The following is a 14,896-nucleotide window of genomic DNA, read 5'->3' as shown; positions in this document are numbered from 1 at the left end:
CCACCGGGCGGGCCCCCGAAGGACGCCCCGGGATCGCTCCCGGGCCGCCGCGGACAGGTGCGGTCAGGAAGCACAAAATAGGAACATTGTCAAGGTAATTCGAGCCGCGCGCCGCTGTCGACGCGCCTCTCCGTCATCGCGAGCGCAGCGAAGCGACCCAGGGCGGCGCGACGTCATTGAGCGGGGCGCGACCCTGGCCCGCTCCGCTCCGCTCGCAAGGACGTCGGTGCCGAGAAACCATCGGCCGCAATTCCAGGGCTGGGGCTGGAAGACGGCCCCGTCCGGCGACATGCTGGCGCGGCGCCTCCCCCGCACGGACAGGGGGCGCCCGGACACTCGGAACAGGGACACCCGCATGGCCGCGCGCCTCGCCCTCCTCGGCCTCGGCGCGATGGGGCACCCCATCGCCCGCAACCTCGCGGCCAAGCGGGGCTCCGACGCCGAGACGCTCGTCGCGATCGACACCGACCCGGCCCGCCTCGCCGGCCTCGCCGCGCCGGGCCTCGTCGCCACCACCGATCCCGGCCAGGCCGCCGGCGCCGACGTGCTGTTCCTGTGCCTGCCGAACGGCGACGCCGTCGAGGCGGCCCTCCTCGGGGACGGCGCCCTGGCGGAGCGCCTCGCCCCGGGGGCGGTCGTGGTCGACCTCAGCACCGTCGCGCACGCCAAGGCCCTCACGGTCGGCCGCGCCGTGGCGGCGACCGGACGCGCCTTCGTCGACGCGCCCGTCTCCGGCGCGCCGGCCGGCGCCGAGGCCGGGACGCTCACCGTGATGTGCGGCGGCGCGACCGGGGCGGTCGCCCGGGTGCACCCGCTCCTGGAGCGGATCGGCACGACAATCCTGCACATGGGCCCGGCCGGGTCCGGCCAGCTCACCAAGACGATCAACAACGTGCTCTACGACATCAACATCGCGGCGCTGGCCGAGGTGCTGCCGATGGCCGTCGCCATGGGGCTCGACCCGGATCAGGTCGCCCAGGTGGTCACGACGGGCACGAGCCGGAGCTACGCGGCGCAGTACTTCGTGCCGCGCATCCTCCGGGGCCAGTTCGACGAGGGCTACCCGATGGGGGCGGCCTACAAGGACCTCGTCGCCGCCGCGGCGGTCGCGGCGGAGAACGGCTTCCCGATGCCGGTCACCGCGGCCGCCACCGCCACCTACCAGACCGCCCTGCGCCAGGGTCACGGCGACCGGGACAAGGGCGCCATGGTGCTGCCGTTCGAGGACCTGCTCGGGGTCCGGGTGCGGTCGCGCCCGTAGGGGCCGGCCGTAGGGGCCATCGGGCGGTCGATCCCCACCGCCCCGCCCGCGCCCTGGATCTCACGGCAGCCCGAGCACGTCCTTCAGCGGCACCACCGCCAGGACCTGACCCGACGCGTCGGCGATCTCGAAGGACTGGCCGGCCAGCACCGCGCCGTCGACCCGCTGGATCTCCAAGAGCGCCCGGGCGGAGCGCTCGGCCTCGGTGCGGGCGGCGTCGAGGTCGGGCAGGTCGGCGCCGTCGAGATCCTCGACCAGCCACTGACCGTCCCGGATGTGCAGGTAGAAGTGCGGCATAACCGCAGAACCGCGCTTACCGCCTCCGGTTGCGTCCCGGCCGCGTTGCGCGGACCGCGTGTGGCCTTTCGGTCACTCCGCGGCCTCGGTCTCCGGCACGGCGGCGTGGCCCGTCCGGGGCGGGAGCACCGGCGCGTCGGCGCGCTGGAGCACCTCCAGGGCGGCGTCGGCCTCCCGCTGGCGGTCCCAGAGCGCCGCGTAGACGCCCCCGGCCTCCAGCAACGCGGCGTGGGTGCCGCGCTCGACGATGCGGCCGTGGTCGAGGACCAGGATCGCGTCGGCGTTGACCACCGTCGACAGCCGGTGGGCGATCACCAGGGTGGTCCGGCCGCGGCTGACCCGGTCGAGCGCCGCCTGGATCTCGGCCTCCGTGAAGGAGTCGAGCGCCGAGGTCGCCTCGTCGAGGACCAGGATCGGCGGCGCCTTGAGGATCGTGCGGGCGATGGCGACCCGTTGCTTCTCGCCGCCCGAGAGCTTCAGGCCGCGCTCGCCCACCGGGGTGTCGTAGCCCTCCGGCAGCCCCGAGACGAAGCGGTCGATCTGGGCGAGGCGGGCCGCCTCCCGCAGCTCCGCGTCGGTGGCGTCGGCCCGGCCGTAGCGGATGTTGTAGCCGATCGTGTCGTTGAACAGCACCGTGTCCTGCGGGACCATGCCGATCGCCGCCCGGAGCGACGCCTGCGTCACCGCGGCGATGTCCTGCCCGTCGACGCTGATCCGGCCCCCTTGCGGCTCGTAGAACCGGAACAGCAGGCGCGAGAGCGTCGACTTGCCGGCGCCCGAGGGCCCCACCACCGCCACCGTCTGGCCCGCCGGGATCTCGAAGGTGACGCCGCGCAGGATCGGCCGCTCGGGATTGTAGGCGAAGCGCACGTCCTCGAACCGCACCGTGCCGCCCGCGACCGCGAGCGGGGCGGCGCCCGGCCGGTCGGCGATCTCGGGGTTCTGCCCGAGGATGCGGAACATGTCGTCGATGTCGATCAGCGCCTGTTTGATCTCGCGGTAGATCATGCCCATGAAGTTGAGCGGCATCGCGAGCTGCACCAGCATGGTGTTGGCGAGCACGAAGCCGCCGATCGTGGTGCGCCCGGCCAGGATGTCGCGCGCCGCGAGCCACATCACCACGGTCATGCCGAGCGTGAAGATCACCGCCTGCCCGGCATTGAGCACCGCCAGCGACACGTAGGTCTGCGTCGAGGCCTTCTCGTACTTGGCCATCGACTCGTCGTAGCGGCCGGCCTCCCGGGCTTCCGCGCCGAAATACTTCACCGTCTCGTAGTTGAGCAGCGAGTCGACCGCCTTGGTGTTGGCGTCGGTGTCGGAGGCGTTCATCCGGCGGCGGATCGCGATCCGCCACTCGGTCGCCTTGTAGGTGAAGGCCAGGTAGGCCGCGACCGTCAGGAACGCGGTCAGCGCGTAGGTCCAGTTGAACTCGTAGGCCAGCACGCCGAGTACCAGCACGAACTCGACGATGGTCGGCACCAGGGTCAGCACCATCAGGCGCGACAGCTCCTCGATGCCGGCGCGGCCGCGCTCCAGAACCCGGGTCAGGCCGCCGGTCTTGCGCTCCAGGTGGAAGCGCAGGGACAGGCGGTGCATGTGCTCGAAGGTCTGGAGCGCCAGCCGCCGCACCGCGTGCATCGCCACCTTGGCGAACAGCCCGTCGCGCACCTGCGTCAGCGCCGACATGGCGATCCGCGAGAGGCCGTAGAGGGCGATCAGCAGCATCGGCGCGGCGAGGAGGCCGGTGGGCACGGCCTCGTCCTTGCCGCCGACCGCGGCGACCAGCGCGTCGGTGATCCACTTGAAGGTGAACGGCGTCACCATGGTCACCAGCTTGGCGGCGAGCAGCAGGCCGAAGGCCAGGAAGACCCGGCGCTGCAGGTCGGGCCGGCCGTGGGGCCAGAGATGCGGCCAGAGCCGCCGGTAGGTGGCGATCAGGCCGGGGCGCTCGGCCGGGATCGGCGTCCCGGCCGCGGGCGCGGAGTTGTCGGTCATGAAGGGTTCTGCGGGGCGGGATGTCCTGGCCCCGCATATAGGCCCGCTGCCGCGCCGGAGCACCCGCGCTGCGTGCAGGCCCCCGCCTCACGCCCGCCAGAACGGCTTCGCGACCTCGGCGCGCAGGTCCCAGGGCTCGAGGCCGGCGTCCCGGGCCTGGTCGGGGTGGAGCGCCGCCAGGGCGCGGCGGGTGCGGATCCGCTGCAGCCACGTGCGGAGCAGGGACGGGCGCGCGGTCGGACGGGTGACGGCGGGCGAGGAGGACAGGGTGACGGCTTGCATCGCAGACGATCCGGTGGCGGGAAGGCAGTCCGGCCGGGATTGCTGGCGGAGCATTGATCCGATACAAATCTCGGATCAATCGAAACATTGACCTCGGAGCAATTATGCGCCCCGCGGATTACCGCACCGTCGCCGACGCGATCGCGGCCGACATCGCGGCGGGCCGGCTGCGCCCCGGCGCGCGGCTGCCGCCGCAGCGCGACTTCGCCTACGCGCGGGGCATCGCGGTCTCGACGGCGAGCCGGGTCTACGCCGAGCTGGCCCGCCGGGGGCTGGTGACCGGCGAGGTCGGGCGCGGGACCTACGTCCGCAGCGAGCCGGGGCGCGCCGGGTTGCTCCGCCCGGAGCCGCCCCCGGCCGCCCTCGACCTGCAGCGGACCCACTCGCGCCTGCCCGAGCAGGAGGCGGTCCTGGCCGAGACCCTGGCGGCGCTCGCCCGCGACGACGGCCAGATCGGCTTCACCCAGTACGGGCCCGCGGGCACGCCTCCGGCGCAGGCGATCGCCGCCGGGTTCCTGGAGCGGGCGGGCTACGCCCCCGATCCCGCCGACATCCTGTTCACCGGCAACGGCCGGCAGGCGCTGGCCGCCGCCCTGGCGGCCCTGGCGGCGCCCGGCGAGCGGATCGGCTGCGAGCCCCTGACCTATCCCGGGGTGAAGGGCATCGCGGCGCGGCTCGGGATCACGCTGATCCCGCTCGCCATGGACGCGGAGGGCGTCTGCCCCGAGGCGCTGCTCCAGGCCCACCGCGCGACCCCGCTGAGCGGCGTCTATCTCCAGCCGACCCTGCACAACCCCCTCGGCGCCACGATGGGGCCGGCGCGCCGGGCCGCCCTGGCGGAGGTGCTGGAGCGGACCGGGCTCACCGCCGTCGAGGACGCGGTCTACAGCTTCCTCGCCGAGGCACCGCCGCTCGCCGGCCTCGCGCCGGACCGGGTGATCTTCGTGGACAGCCTGTCGAAGCGGGTGATGCCGGCGCTGACCGTCGGCCTGATCGCCGCGCCGCCTGCCCTCACCGACCGGCTCGCCGCCTCCGTCCGCCAGGGCGCCTGGACGGTGCTCGGCCTGTCGCTCGCGGCCGGCATGCACTGGATGGCGGGGGGCTCGGCGGCGGCGCTGGCCGAGGCCAAGCGCCGGGACGCCGCGGCCCGGCAGGCCCTCGCCCGGGCGGCGCTCGCCGACCTGCGGGTCGTGGGCGATCCGCAGGCCTACCACCTCTGGCTGGAACTGCCCGAGACGTGGCGGGCCGAGGCCTACGCGGCCGCGGCCCTGCGCCAGGGCATCGCCCTCCTGCCGGCCTCGTCCTTCGCGGTCCATCCCGGCCACGCGCCGAACGCGGTGCGCCTCGCCCTGGCCTCGCCGTCGCGGGAGGAGCTCGACCGGGCGCTGCGCGGCCTGCGCCGGCTGGCTTTCGCGGGCGACGACCAAGTGGTGGAGTAGGCGGCGCCGCTCAGCCGCGCTTGTCTGTGGGCAGCACGAAGATCTGGCCCGGGTAGATCAGGTCCGGATCGCGGATCTGGTTCTGGTTGGCGTCGTAGATCACCGTGTAGCGCTCGCCGCGGCCGTAGGTGCGCTGGCTGATCCGCCAGAGGTTGTCGCCGCGGGTGATCCGGGCGGTGCTGATCTCCGGCACGAACACCGCGCCGACCCGGTCCGGCTCCGCCATGTCGGCCGCCTGGGGGTTCGAGACGGCGGCCGGCGGCGAGGCCGCGGCCGGCCGGTCCCGGTCGGCACCGTCGCGCGCGGCCTGATCGGGGCCGGCGCGATCCCGCGCGCCGCTCTGGGCGGGCGACGGTCCGGACTCGGCGGTCTCCCGGGCGGCGACCTGCGTCGGCTCCGGCACCGACAGGGGGACCGCGGCGCGGCTGGCGACCTTGCCGGTGGCCGGATCGACCTGGTCGATCCGCACCTGGTACTGCCCGGGCTTGATCCCGCGCCCGATCGTGAAGGTCGCCCGGCCGTCCGGCCCGATGCTGCCCGGGGCGATCATCGTGTCGTTGAGGTAGAGCTGGATCCGCGCCCCCGGCGTGCCGGTGGCCGTCACGAACAGGCGGCCGTTCCCCTGCACGTCCACGCTGGCGATCCGGGTCGGCCCCGCCCCGGACGCCGCGGCCTCGCGGGTCTCCCCGCTCCCGGCCGGCCGGCCGGCCCGCGCCGCGTCGGCGTCCCGGGTACCCGGCTCGGAAGCCGGACCGGAGGATCTGGCGCCGCCCTTCGCGTCGGCCGTCGCGCCCGGCGCGCCGGGCTGCGACAGCACGACGGTCGCGGCGTCCGGGGCGGTCAGGGCCACGAGGGGCTGGCGGTCCCGGCCGGGGGCCACGTCCACCGCGACGCTCTGCTGCGACTCGGACGCGCGCCCGTCCGCGCCGGTCATGCGCAGGCGGAGCGTGCTGGCGCCCGTCGGCAGGGCCGGCGGCACGATCGCGAACTGACCGTTGGAATCGGCCTTCGCCCGGGCCACGGGCTTGCCGTCGACCAGCATCTCGATCGCGGCGTCCGGCGCGCCGCGGCCGGCCACCACGGCGTCGCCGTTCGGCTCGACGCGGACGATGTCGAAGCGCGGCGCCTCAGCCGCATCCGGCAGGCGCGCGTCCTGGCCCGGACCGGCCTGCTGCGCCCCGGCGGTGCCGGCCTGCGGCGCCCCGGGGGTGCCGGCGCGGGGGGCCTGCGGGAGCGCCGCCACGGGGCCCTCCCCCGGCGCCGGGCTCGCCCGGCCCGGCTTGTCGTCGCGGAAGTCGATCGTCGGGTCGGCGCGGCCGGCCAGGGCGCCCGGATCGGCGAGGCTGCGCAGGCTGCCGCTCGGCGCCGACGACGCGGACGGTTCGGGACCACCGCGGCCGGTGAGCCGCCGCAAGGAGTCGCCGCCGAACAGCGCCAGCACGAGTCCCAGTCCGCCGAGAAGGCCGGCCAGCGCCAGGGCGAGACTGCGCCGCACCTGTCTCGACATCGCCACGAAGGCCTCCCCTCATCCTGCCGCCGCCCGGCGGGCGGCCGTCCGCCCGCGCGAAAAGCCGTCGACGGCGCCGCCCATAATACCGTACATGGTCCCCACACCAAGCCGTCCTGCCGCCCAGGCGGGTGAATCCCACGCGAATTCAGCAGTTTGGCACGTGGAGTGCTGGGCGCGGGGCGCGATCTGGACGGCTCGCAACGGACGCGCGAGGAGGACGCCGGATGGCTCCGGTGAGGACAGTCTGTGTCTATTGCGGCTCCGGCTTCGGCCGCGACCCGGCCTTCCGCGAGGCCGCCGAGACCCTCGGGACCGCGGTCGCGCAGGCCGGGATGGGCCTCGTCTACGGCGGCGGCGACGTCGGGCTGATGGGCACGGTCGCGCGGGCGGCGCTCGCCGCCGGCGGCCACGTCACCGGCATCATCCCGGACTTCCTCCAGGCGCGCGAGCACATGCTGGCGGACATCCAGGAGACCGTGGTGGTCTCCGACATGCACACCCGCAAGCGCCTGATGTTCGAGCGCTCGGACGCGTTCGTGACCCTGCCGGGCGGCATCGGCACCCTGGAGGAGCTGGTCGAGCAGCTGACCTGGGCGCAGCTCGGGCGCCACCGGAAGCCGGTGGTGCTGGTCTCGGTGGCGGAGTTCTGGGCGCCGCTGCTGGCCCTGTTCGAGCACATGCGCGGCCACGGCTTCATCCGCGAGGGGCTCGACCTGAGCTACCTCGTCGCGCGCGAGGCGGCCGAGGTGGTGCCGATGCTCCGCGCGGCCGGCCACGAGCCGGACCCCCAGGCCGAGAGCATCGTCCAGCAGCGCATGTAGGTGCGCGCGCCGCGCGGCGATGAGGATCACGAGGATGCGTGCGTCGATGCGTGCTTCACTGCTCGCGGCCCTGCCGCTCGCCGGCCTCGCCTCCGCGGCGGCGGCCGGCCCGTCGCCGGTCCTGCAGACCCTGGACTACGCCAACACCCGCTACTCGGCCCTCGACCAGATCGACGCCGGCAATGTCGGGCGCCTGAAGGTCGCCTGGACCTTCTCCACCGGCGTCCTGCGCGGCCACGAGGGTGCGCCGATCGTGGTCGGACACCTGATGTTCGTGCACACGCCGTTCCCCAACGTGGTCTACGCCCTCGACCTCGACCGGGGCGGGAGGATCCTGTGGCGCTACGCGCCGCGGCAGGACGCGAGCGTGATCGCGGTGATGTGCTGCGACACGGTCTCCCGTGGGCTCGCCTACGCGGACGGGCGGTTGTTCCTCCAGCAGGCCGACACCACCGTGGTGGCGCTCGACCCCGAGACCGGCCGGGTGCTGTGGTCGGTGAGGAACGGCGACCCGGGCCGGGGCGAGACCAACACCGCCACGGTCCTGCCGGTGCGCGGCAAGCTCATCGTCGGGCTCGCGGGCGGCGAGTACGGGGCGCGCTGCCACGTCACGGCCTACGACCAGGCGACGGGCCGGCGGCTCTGGCGCGCCTACGCCACCGGGCCGGACGCCGACATGCTGGTCGATCCGGAGACGACGACCGAGCTCGGGCGCCCGGTCGGCCGCGATTCCTCGCTCAAGAGCTGGGAGGGCGACCAGTGGCGGACCGGCGGCGCCTGCAGCTGGGGCTGGTTCTCCTACGATCCGGACCTGAACCTCGTCTATTACGGCACCGGCAATCCCTCGACCTGGAACCCGAACCAGCGCCCGGGCGACAACCGATGGGCGCAGGCGATCATCGCCCGCGACGCCGATACGGGCATCGCCCGCTGGGTCTACCAGATGACCCCCCACGACCAGTGGGACTACGACGGCGTCAACGAGATGATCCTCACCGAGCAGGTGATCGACGGCCGCGCCCGGAAGGTGCTGACTCATTTCGACCGCAACGGCTTCGGCTACACGCTGGACCGGGCCACCGGCGCGCTGCTGGTGGCGGAGAAGTTCGACCCCACGGTGAACTGGGCCAGCCGGATCAGCGTGGATCCCGCCGCGCCCGATTACGGAAAGCCGGTGGTCGACAAGCGCTACGCCCCCGGCGAGGCCGACGAGGACGAAGCAACCAAAAATATCTGTCCCGGGGCGCTCGGTGCCAAGAACCAGCAGCCGGCCGCCTACTCGGCCAAGACGCGGCTGTTCTACGTGCCGACCAACCACATGTGCATGGATTACGAGGCGTTCCGGGTCACCTACACGCCCGGCCAGCCCTATGTCGGCGCGACGCTCACCCTGCACCCGCCCGAGGGCTCGGACCGGACCGGGGCGTTCATCGCCTGGGACGGCGCGAAGGGCCGGATCGCCTGGACGATCCCGGAGCCGTTCTCGGTCTGGTCGGGGGCGCTCGCCACGGCGGGCAACGTGGTCTTCTACGGCACGCTGGAGGGCTACCTGAAGGCGGTCGACGCCCGGGACGGGCACGAGCTGTACCGGTTCAAGACCCCGTCCGGGATCGTCGGCAACGTCACCACCTACCTGCACGGCGGCAAGCAGTACGTCGCGGTGCTGTCCGGGGTCGGCGGCTGGGCCGGGATCGGCCTCGCGGCCGGGCTGACCGACCCCGCGGACGGTTCGGGGGCGGTGGGGGGCTACGCGGCCCTGTCGCAGTACACGGCGCCGGGCGGGCAGCTCACGGTGTTCGAACTGCCGCAGTGAGTCGCCCCCGGCGGCGTCCGCACGCGCCGCCGGGCGATTCGCACGGCATCTCCCTGACCTTCCGAGGCGCTCCCGCGCCGGGTCTGGCTGGACGCATCCCGCGCCGCCTCTCCTGTCCCGCATGACCCCGTCACCGGCGCCGGTGGCCGGCCTCGGGCGGGCCTATCCAGATGCGGCCGCGCCGCTCACGGCGATCGATGACCGGTCAGAAGTGCTGGCCGGGCAAATTCAGAAGTAAAAATTCCAATTATTCAAATATAGCTATAAGAAATAAGCCGCCTTACAGAGTGTTGCTCAGAGGATACGAATCGAAAATGCGTCCGATTTTGAACGAACTATGACGATCTGCCGTCGATGATCTTGGATATGGGGCGCGCGACCGGCCGGACGGGGCGGTGTCGGGGAGCGCGTCATGACACGAGGATATGGGGTCTCACTCGCCGCGCTGGCGGTCGTGCTGCTCGGTCCGGGCGCCCAGGCGCAGACGGCCGGCAACGGCGTCGACATCCTGTCGGGTTTCCGGCGGATCTGGATCCCCGGACGGACCTACGACACCGGATCGCCCACGGCCCTCGGGGCGCCCCTCCTGCTGCGCAACATCCAGATCGTCGCCGAGCGGGCGCGGGAGCGGACCGGCGCGCAGGAGATCGCCGCCTATTACGACGACCGCCGCAACCAGAGCTACAGCGTCATCGACGGCCTCGGACCGCTGACGCTGGCCTATCTGGCGGGATCGGGGGCGACCACCACGATCCCGGCCTTCGACGCGACCACGTCGCGCGTGCAGTACGTCGACCAGGGGACCGGTGCCGGCGTGACGACGTCGCCCCTCGGGAAGGTCGTGCAGCTGGTCAACGCGTTCCGGACCAACGCCTCCACCGGCCCGGCCAAGGACGCCTACAGCTATCCGCGCCCCTGGCGGCAGAGCCTGGACGGCCAGGGCCTCGGCCTCGTCGTGCCGCCCTCCCTTGGGCCGGAGAAGAGCCCGACCCCCGCGACGGATGGCGGCTTCCCGAGCGGCCACACCAACGCCGCCTACCTGTCGGCGCTGGCCCTGGCCTACGCGGTCCCGCAGCGGTTCCAGGAACTGCTCACCCGCGCGAGCGAGCTCGGCGACAACCGGATCGAGGCGGGCATGCACTCGCCCACCGACGTGATCGGCGGCCGCGTGCTGGCGACCTACTTCGCCATCCGGGCACTCAACGATCCCGCGAACGCGGCCCTGCTGGGCGAGGCCTTCGCGCAGGTGCAGAGCTACCTGAGCCAGGCCTGCGGCGGCCCGCTGGAGCGGTGCGCCCACGCGCCCGTGGATCCGGCCACCGACCGGTTCTCCGACTACGCGCGCAACAAGGCCGCCTACACGGCGCGCCTGACCTACGGCCTGCCACCGGTCGGGCCCACGGACCGTCCGCCGGTGGTCCCCGTGGGTGCCGAGGCGCTGCTCGCGACCCGCTTTCCCTACCTCACGGCGGCGCAGCGCCGCGACGTGATCGCGACCACGGAGCTGCCCTCCGGCGGCTTCCTCGACAACGGGCTGGGCTACGACCGCATCAACCTGTTCGCCGCCGCCGACGGCTACGGCGCCTTCAGCGGCACGGTCACCGTCACGATGGACGCGGCCAGGGGCGGGTTCTCGGCCTACGACGTCTGGCGCAACGACATCGGCGGCGCGGGCGGCCTCGTGAAGCTCGGCAGCGGGACGCTGGTCCTGACCGGCGCCAACACCTACGCGGGCGGCACGACGATCGGCGGCGGGACGCTCGTCGGCCATGCCGGCGCCTTCGGCACGGGCGCCATCGTCGACGACGCGGCGCTCGTCGTGGATCAATCGACCGACGGGACGCTGGCCAACGCCGTCTCGGGCTCCGGGACCCTGACCAAGACCGGGGCGGGCACCCTCACGCTCACGGGGCTCAGCACGCTGACGGGCGCCACCGCGGTGCAGGCCGGTCGGCTCGTCGTGAACGGCGGCCTCGCCCACTCGGTCGTGTCGGTGCTGCCGGGGGCCGAGCTCGGCGGCTCGGGCACGCTGGGCGGGATCGTCGCGCTCGCGGGCGCCACGGTGGCGCCGGGCAATTCCATCGGCACGCTCACGGTCGCCGGCAACGTCGGCTTGGCGCCGGGGTCGACCTACCGGGTCGAGGCCGACGCCGCCGGCCGGGCCGACCGGATCGCCGCCACCGGCACCGCCACCCTGTCGGGCGGCACCGTCCAGGTGCGCGCCGCCTCCGGCGCCTACAACCCGCGCACCACCTACACGATCCTCTCCGCCGCCGGCGGCGTCTCCGGCCGGTTCGCCGGCGTGACCGCGAACCTCGCCTTCCTCACCCCGGGCCTGCGCTACCGGACCGACGCGGTCGACCTGACGCTCACCCGCAACGACGTGCCCTTCGCCGCCAGCGCTACCTCGCGCAACGGCGCGGCCGCCGCCAACGCGATCCAGGCGATCGGCGCCGGCCGGCTCTACGACGCGGCGGTCGCCTTCACGGCCAACGAGGCCGGCAGCGGCTTCCGGGCGCTGGCCGGCGACATCCACGCCGGCACCGTGTCCACCGCCTACGAGACCGCCTTCTTCGTGCGCGAGGCGGTGCTCGACCGCCTGCGCTGGGGCGATCCCGGTGCCGGGCTCGACGCCGGCGCCCTGCCGGCCGCCGACGCGGCCGACCGACCCGGCTGGGCCCCGGTGGTGGCGACCGTGCCGGTGCGCACCCTCGACCCGCAGGTGTTTGGGCTCTGGGGCCAGGGCTTCGGCGCCCTCGGCACGGCCGATGGCGGCGGCAACGCGTTCGACCTCGCCCGGCAGATCGCCGGCTTCGCGGCCGGCGCGGACGTGCGGCTCCCCAGCGGGCTGCGCTTCGGCGCGGTCGGTGGCTACACGGAGGCCTTCCTCGACAGCGCCGGCCGGGCGGGCGGCGCGAGCCGGGCGGAGAGCGCGACGCTCAGGAGCGGGTTCGGCGGCCTGTACGGCGGCTACGAGCTCGGCCCGCTGTCGCTGCGGCTCGGCGCGCTCTACGCCGACACGGACGCGCGCACCCGCCGCGCGGTGCAGTACGGCCTGTCCGACACGCTGAGCGGCTACGGCGGCGGCTCCACGGTGCAGGGCTTCGGCGAGATCGGCTGGAGGATCGCGCTGGGCACGCCGGCGGCGCGCTTCGTCGAGCCGTTCGCGGGCGGGGCCTATGTCGGCATCCGGCGCGGCGCCTTCGCGGAGGCCGGGGGCGCGGCGGCGCTGGCGAGCTTCGCGCGGGACTACGACCTCGGCGCGGCGACGGTGGGCGTGCGGGCGCAGGCGCGCCTGGACCTGGGTCTCGGCCTGCCGGTGACGCTGCGGGGTCTCGTCGGCTACCGGCGCGCGTTCGGCGACGTCGTGCCGACGGCTCTGCTGGCCTTCGGGGCGGGCGGCCCCGCCTTCCTGAGCGCGGGCGTGCCGATCGCCCGGGACGCGCTGGTGGCGCAGGTGGGCCTGGACCTGGCGGTGGCGCCGGACGCGAGCCTGGGCGTGGCCTACACGGGCCAGACCGGAGCCCGCGCCCAGGACCAGGCCGTGACGGGCCGCTTCACCCTCCGGTTCTAGCGCGCGACGCCTGCGCGCCGACGAAGTCCACGAAGGCGCGCAGCGGCGCCGGCAGGTGCCGCCGGCCGGGATAGTAGAGGAACGGGCCGGAGAAGACCTGCCACCAGGGCTCCAGCACCGGCTCCAGGGCCCCGCTGTCGAGATGCGGCCGCAGCCAGTCCTCGAACAGGTGGACGATCCCGGTGCCGGCGATCGCGGCCTCCACCGCGAGGTCGCTGGCGGCGACCCGCACGATCAGCGGGCCGGACGGGTCCACCCGGACGATGTCGCCGTCGCGCTCGAACTCCCAGGGCGCCGTCAGGGCGCCGCTGGGGAAGCGCCCGAGCAGGCAGGCATGGCCCAGGAGATCCCGCGGGTGCTCCGGCCGGCCGCGCTTCTCGAGATAGGCGGGCGCCGCCGCGGTGGCGAAGCGCTGCCGCCGCGGGCCGATCGGCACGGCGATCATGTCCTGCTCCAGCCGCTCGTCGTAGCGGATGCCGGCGTCGCAGCCCGCCGCCAGCACGTCCACGAACCCGTCCTCGACCATCACTTCCAGGCGGATCTCCGGGTAGGCCGCCAGGAACGGCGGCACGAGGGCTGGCAGCACCAGCCGGGCAGCGCTCAGCGGCACGTTGAGCCGGAGCGTGCCCGCGGGACGGTCGCGGAACCCGTTCACCACGTCGAGGGCGGATTCCACCTCGGCGAGGGCCGGCCCGAGCCGCTCCAGCAGGCGGGCCCCCGCCTCGGTCGGCGCGACGCTGCGGGTGGTGCGGTTCAGAAGGCGCACCCCCAGGCCCGCCTCCAGCCGGCGCACCGCCTCGCTGAGGCTCGACGCGCTCCCGCCGCCGGCGCGGGCGCCCTCGCGGAAGCCGCCGGCCCGCGCCACGGTCACGAAGGCGGCGAGGTCCGTGATATCCTGGGTCATCGTTCGAGAATCCGCACGACCCGTGCCGATTGTCACGACTTATCGGCGCAAAGCGTGGCGTCTACATCCGGAGCGCCAACAGGAGATCCGTCATGACCGCCATCACCGCCGACATCGCGCAGGCCGGGACCTTCCCCCTCGGCGGCCGGAAAGTGAAGCGGCTCGGCTACGGGGCCATGCAGCTCGCCGGGCCCGGCGTGTTCGGACCGCCGAAGGACCGCGCCGCCGCGGTCGCGGTGCTGCGCGCGGCCGTGTCGGCGGGGGTCGACCACGTCGACACGAGCGACTTCTACGGGCCGCACGTCACCAACCAGATCATCCGCGAGGCGCTGCACCCCTACCCGGACGGGCTCGTGATCGTCACCAAGGTCGGCGCCGAGCGCGGGGCCGACGCCTCGTGGAACCCGGCCTTCTCGGCTGAGGACCTCACCCGGGCGGTCCACGACAACCTGCGCAACCTCGGCGTCGACGCCCTCGACGTGGTCAACCTGCGCCTGATGTTCGACGTCCACGGCCCCGCGGAAGGCTCGATCGAGGCGCCACTGACGGTGCTGGCGGATCTCCAACGCCAGGGGCTGATCCGCCGGATCGGCCTGAGCAACGCGACGCCCCGGCAGGTCGCGGACGGGCGGCGGATCACCGACATCGTCTGCGTGCAGAACCAGTACAATCTCGCCCATCGGGGCGACGACGCCTTCGTCGACGATCTGGCGGCGGCCGGGATCGCCTACGTGCCGTTCTTCCCCCTGGGCGGGTTCAGCCCGCTGCAGTCGGACACCCTGTCGGCGGTGGCGGCCGGGCTGGGCGCGACGCCCATGCAGGTGGCGCTGGCGTGGCTGCTGCGCCGGTCGCCCAACATCCTGCTGATCCCGGGGACGTCGTCCCTCGGCCACCTCCGCGAGAACCTCGCGGCGGCCACGCTCGCGCTCCCGGATGAGGCGATGGCGGCGCTGGATCGGATCGGGGCGGCGTGAACGGTTCCCGTCCGGACGCTTCGGTT

The 14,896-nt window shown here is 74.1% G+C and carries 11 protein-coding genes; 6 read left to right on the top strand and 5 right to left on the bottom strand.

Translation table 11 applies throughout. The annotated features are described in order from the left end of the window. Positions 1–355 precede the first annotated feature (355 nt). Positions 356–1,261, top strand: a complete 906-nt coding sequence (locus tag BM419_RS07320) for an NAD(P)-dependent oxidoreductase (protein ID WP_091925940.1) — start codon at positions 356–358, stop codon at positions 1,259–1,261. Between the two features lie 60 nt (positions 1,262–1,321). On the opposite strand, the gene BM419_RS07315 is transcribed toward BM419_RS07320, so the two are convergent. The 3 genes from BM419_RS07315 to BM419_RS07305 all read right to left on the bottom strand — a co-directional run bounded on the left by BM419_RS07315 (position 1,322) and on the right by BM419_RS07305 (position 3,835). Then, positions 1,322–1,558 carry a DUF6894 family protein gene (locus BM419_RS07315; protein ID WP_091925938.1) on the bottom strand — a complete coding sequence of 79 codons (237 nt, stop codon included), beginning with the start codon at positions 1,556–1,558 and terminating at the stop codon, positions 1,322–1,324. A gap of 72 nt (positions 1,559–1,630) precedes the next feature. Further along, positions 1,631–3,553 (bottom strand): ABCB family ABC transporter ATP-binding protein/permease, encoded by a 1,923-nt coding sequence (locus tag BM419_RS07310; RefSeq protein ID WP_091925936.1) that lies wholly within the window; start codon positions 3,551–3,553, stop codon positions 1,631–1,633. Between the two features lie 87 nt (positions 3,554–3,640). Continuing rightward, a complete protein-coding gene (locus BM419_RS07305) occupies positions 3,641–3,835 on the bottom strand; it encodes a DUF1127 domain-containing protein (protein ID WP_020092364.1) in 195 nt (64 codons plus the stop codon). A gap of 104 nt (positions 3,836–3,939) precedes the next feature. Here BM419_RS07305 and BM419_RS07300 point away from each other — a divergent pair, with 104 nt between their 5' ends. Beyond that, entirely contained in the window at positions 3,940–5,274 is a 1,335-nt protein-coding gene (locus BM419_RS07300; protein WP_091925934.1) for an aminotransferase-like domain-containing protein, read from the top strand. A gap of 10 nt (positions 5,275–5,284) precedes the next feature. On the opposite strand, the gene BM419_RS07295 is transcribed toward BM419_RS07300, so the two are convergent. Then, positions 5,285–6,781 (bottom strand): Ig-like domain-containing protein, encoded by a 1,497-nt coding sequence (locus tag BM419_RS07295; RefSeq protein WP_020092362.1) that lies wholly within the window; start codon positions 6,779–6,781, stop codon positions 5,285–5,287. 227 nt (positions 6,782–7,008) lie between these two features. Between BM419_RS07295 and BM419_RS07290 the strand changes: the two genes are divergently transcribed. The 3 genes from BM419_RS07290 (at position 7,009) to BM419_RS07280 (ending at position 12,992) form a co-directional block, all read left to right on the top strand. Next, positions 7,009–7,605, top strand: coding sequence for an LOG family protein (locus BM419_RS07290; RefSeq protein ID WP_091925932.1), 597 nt, complete (start codon positions 7,009–7,011; stop codon positions 7,603–7,605). A gap of 34 nt (positions 7,606–7,639) precedes the next feature. Continuing rightward, positions 7,640–9,418, top strand: coding sequence for a methanol/ethanol family PQQ-dependent dehydrogenase (locus tag BM419_RS07285; protein WP_091680204.1), 1,779 nt, complete (start codon positions 7,640–7,642; stop codon positions 9,416–9,418). A gap of 412 nt (positions 9,419–9,830) precedes the next feature. Continuing rightward, positions 9,831–12,992 (top strand): autotransporter domain-containing protein, encoded by a 3,162-nt coding sequence (locus BM419_RS07280; protein WP_091925930.1) that lies wholly within the window; start codon positions 9,831–9,833, stop codon positions 12,990–12,992. Here BM419_RS07280 and BM419_RS07275 read toward each other — a convergent pair. Further along, positions 12,976–13,896, bottom strand: a complete 921-nt coding sequence (locus BM419_RS07275) for a LysR family transcriptional regulator (protein ID WP_091925928.1) — start codon at positions 13,894–13,896, stop codon at positions 12,976–12,978. The genes BM419_RS07280 and BM419_RS07275 overlap by 17 nt on opposite strands. Positions 13,897–13,988: 92 nt before the next feature. On the opposite strand from BM419_RS07275, the gene BM419_RS07270 reads away from it, so the two are divergent. Further along, positions 13,989–14,870, top strand: a complete 882-nt coding sequence (locus BM419_RS07270) for an aldo/keto reductase family oxidoreductase (RefSeq protein ID WP_091925927.1) — start codon at positions 13,989–13,991, stop codon at positions 14,868–14,870. The last annotated feature ends 26 nt before the right edge of the window (positions 14,871–14,896 follow it).

The organism is Methylobacterium sp. yr668 (assembly GCF_900116245.1).
GTDB lineage: Bacteria > Pseudomonadota > Alphaproteobacteria > Rhizobiales > Beijerinckiaceae > Methylobacterium.
The sequence above is the reverse complement of the archived record's forward strand: the minus strand, read 5'-3'. Positions and strand labels throughout refer to the sequence as shown.

Coding starts and splice junctions, on each gene's coding strand:
- BM419_RS07320 (WP_091925940.1), top strand. CDS start 356: ATGGCCGCGCGCCTCGCCCTCCTCGGCCTCGGCGCGATGGGGCACCCC.
- BM419_RS07315 (WP_091925938.1), bottom strand. CDS start 1,558: ATGCCGCACTTCTACCTGCACATCCGGGACGGTCAGTGGCTGGTCGAG.
- BM419_RS07310 (WP_091925936.1), bottom strand. CDS start 3,553: ATGACCGACAACTCCGCGCCCGCGGCCGGGACGCCGATCCCGGCCGAG.
- BM419_RS07305 (WP_020092364.1), bottom strand. CDS start 3,835: ATGCAAGCCGTCACCCTGTCCTCCTCGCCCGCCGTCACCCGTCCGACC.
- BM419_RS07300 (WP_091925934.1), top strand. CDS start 3,940: ATGCGCCCCGCGGATTACCGCACCGTCGCCGACGCGATCGCGGCCGAC.
- BM419_RS07295 (WP_020092362.1), bottom strand. CDS start 6,781: ATGTCGAGACAGGTGCGGCGCAGTCTCGCCCTGGCGCTGGCCGGCCTT.
- BM419_RS07290 (WP_091925932.1), top strand. CDS start 7,009: ATGGCTCCGGTGAGGACAGTCTGTGTCTATTGCGGCTCCGGCTTCGGC.
- BM419_RS07285 (WP_091680204.1), top strand. CDS start 7,640: ATGCGTGCGTCGATGCGTGCTTCACTGCTCGCGGCCCTGCCGCTCGCC.
- BM419_RS07280 (WP_091925930.1), top strand. CDS start 9,831: ATGACACGAGGATATGGGGTCTCACTCGCCGCGCTGGCGGTCGTGCTG.
- BM419_RS07275 (WP_091925928.1), bottom strand. CDS start 13,896: ATGACCCAGGATATCACGGACCTCGCCGCCTTCGTGACCGTGGCGCGG.
- BM419_RS07270 (WP_091925927.1), top strand. CDS start 13,989: ATGACCGCCATCACCGCCGACATCGCGCAGGCCGGGACCTTCCCCCTC.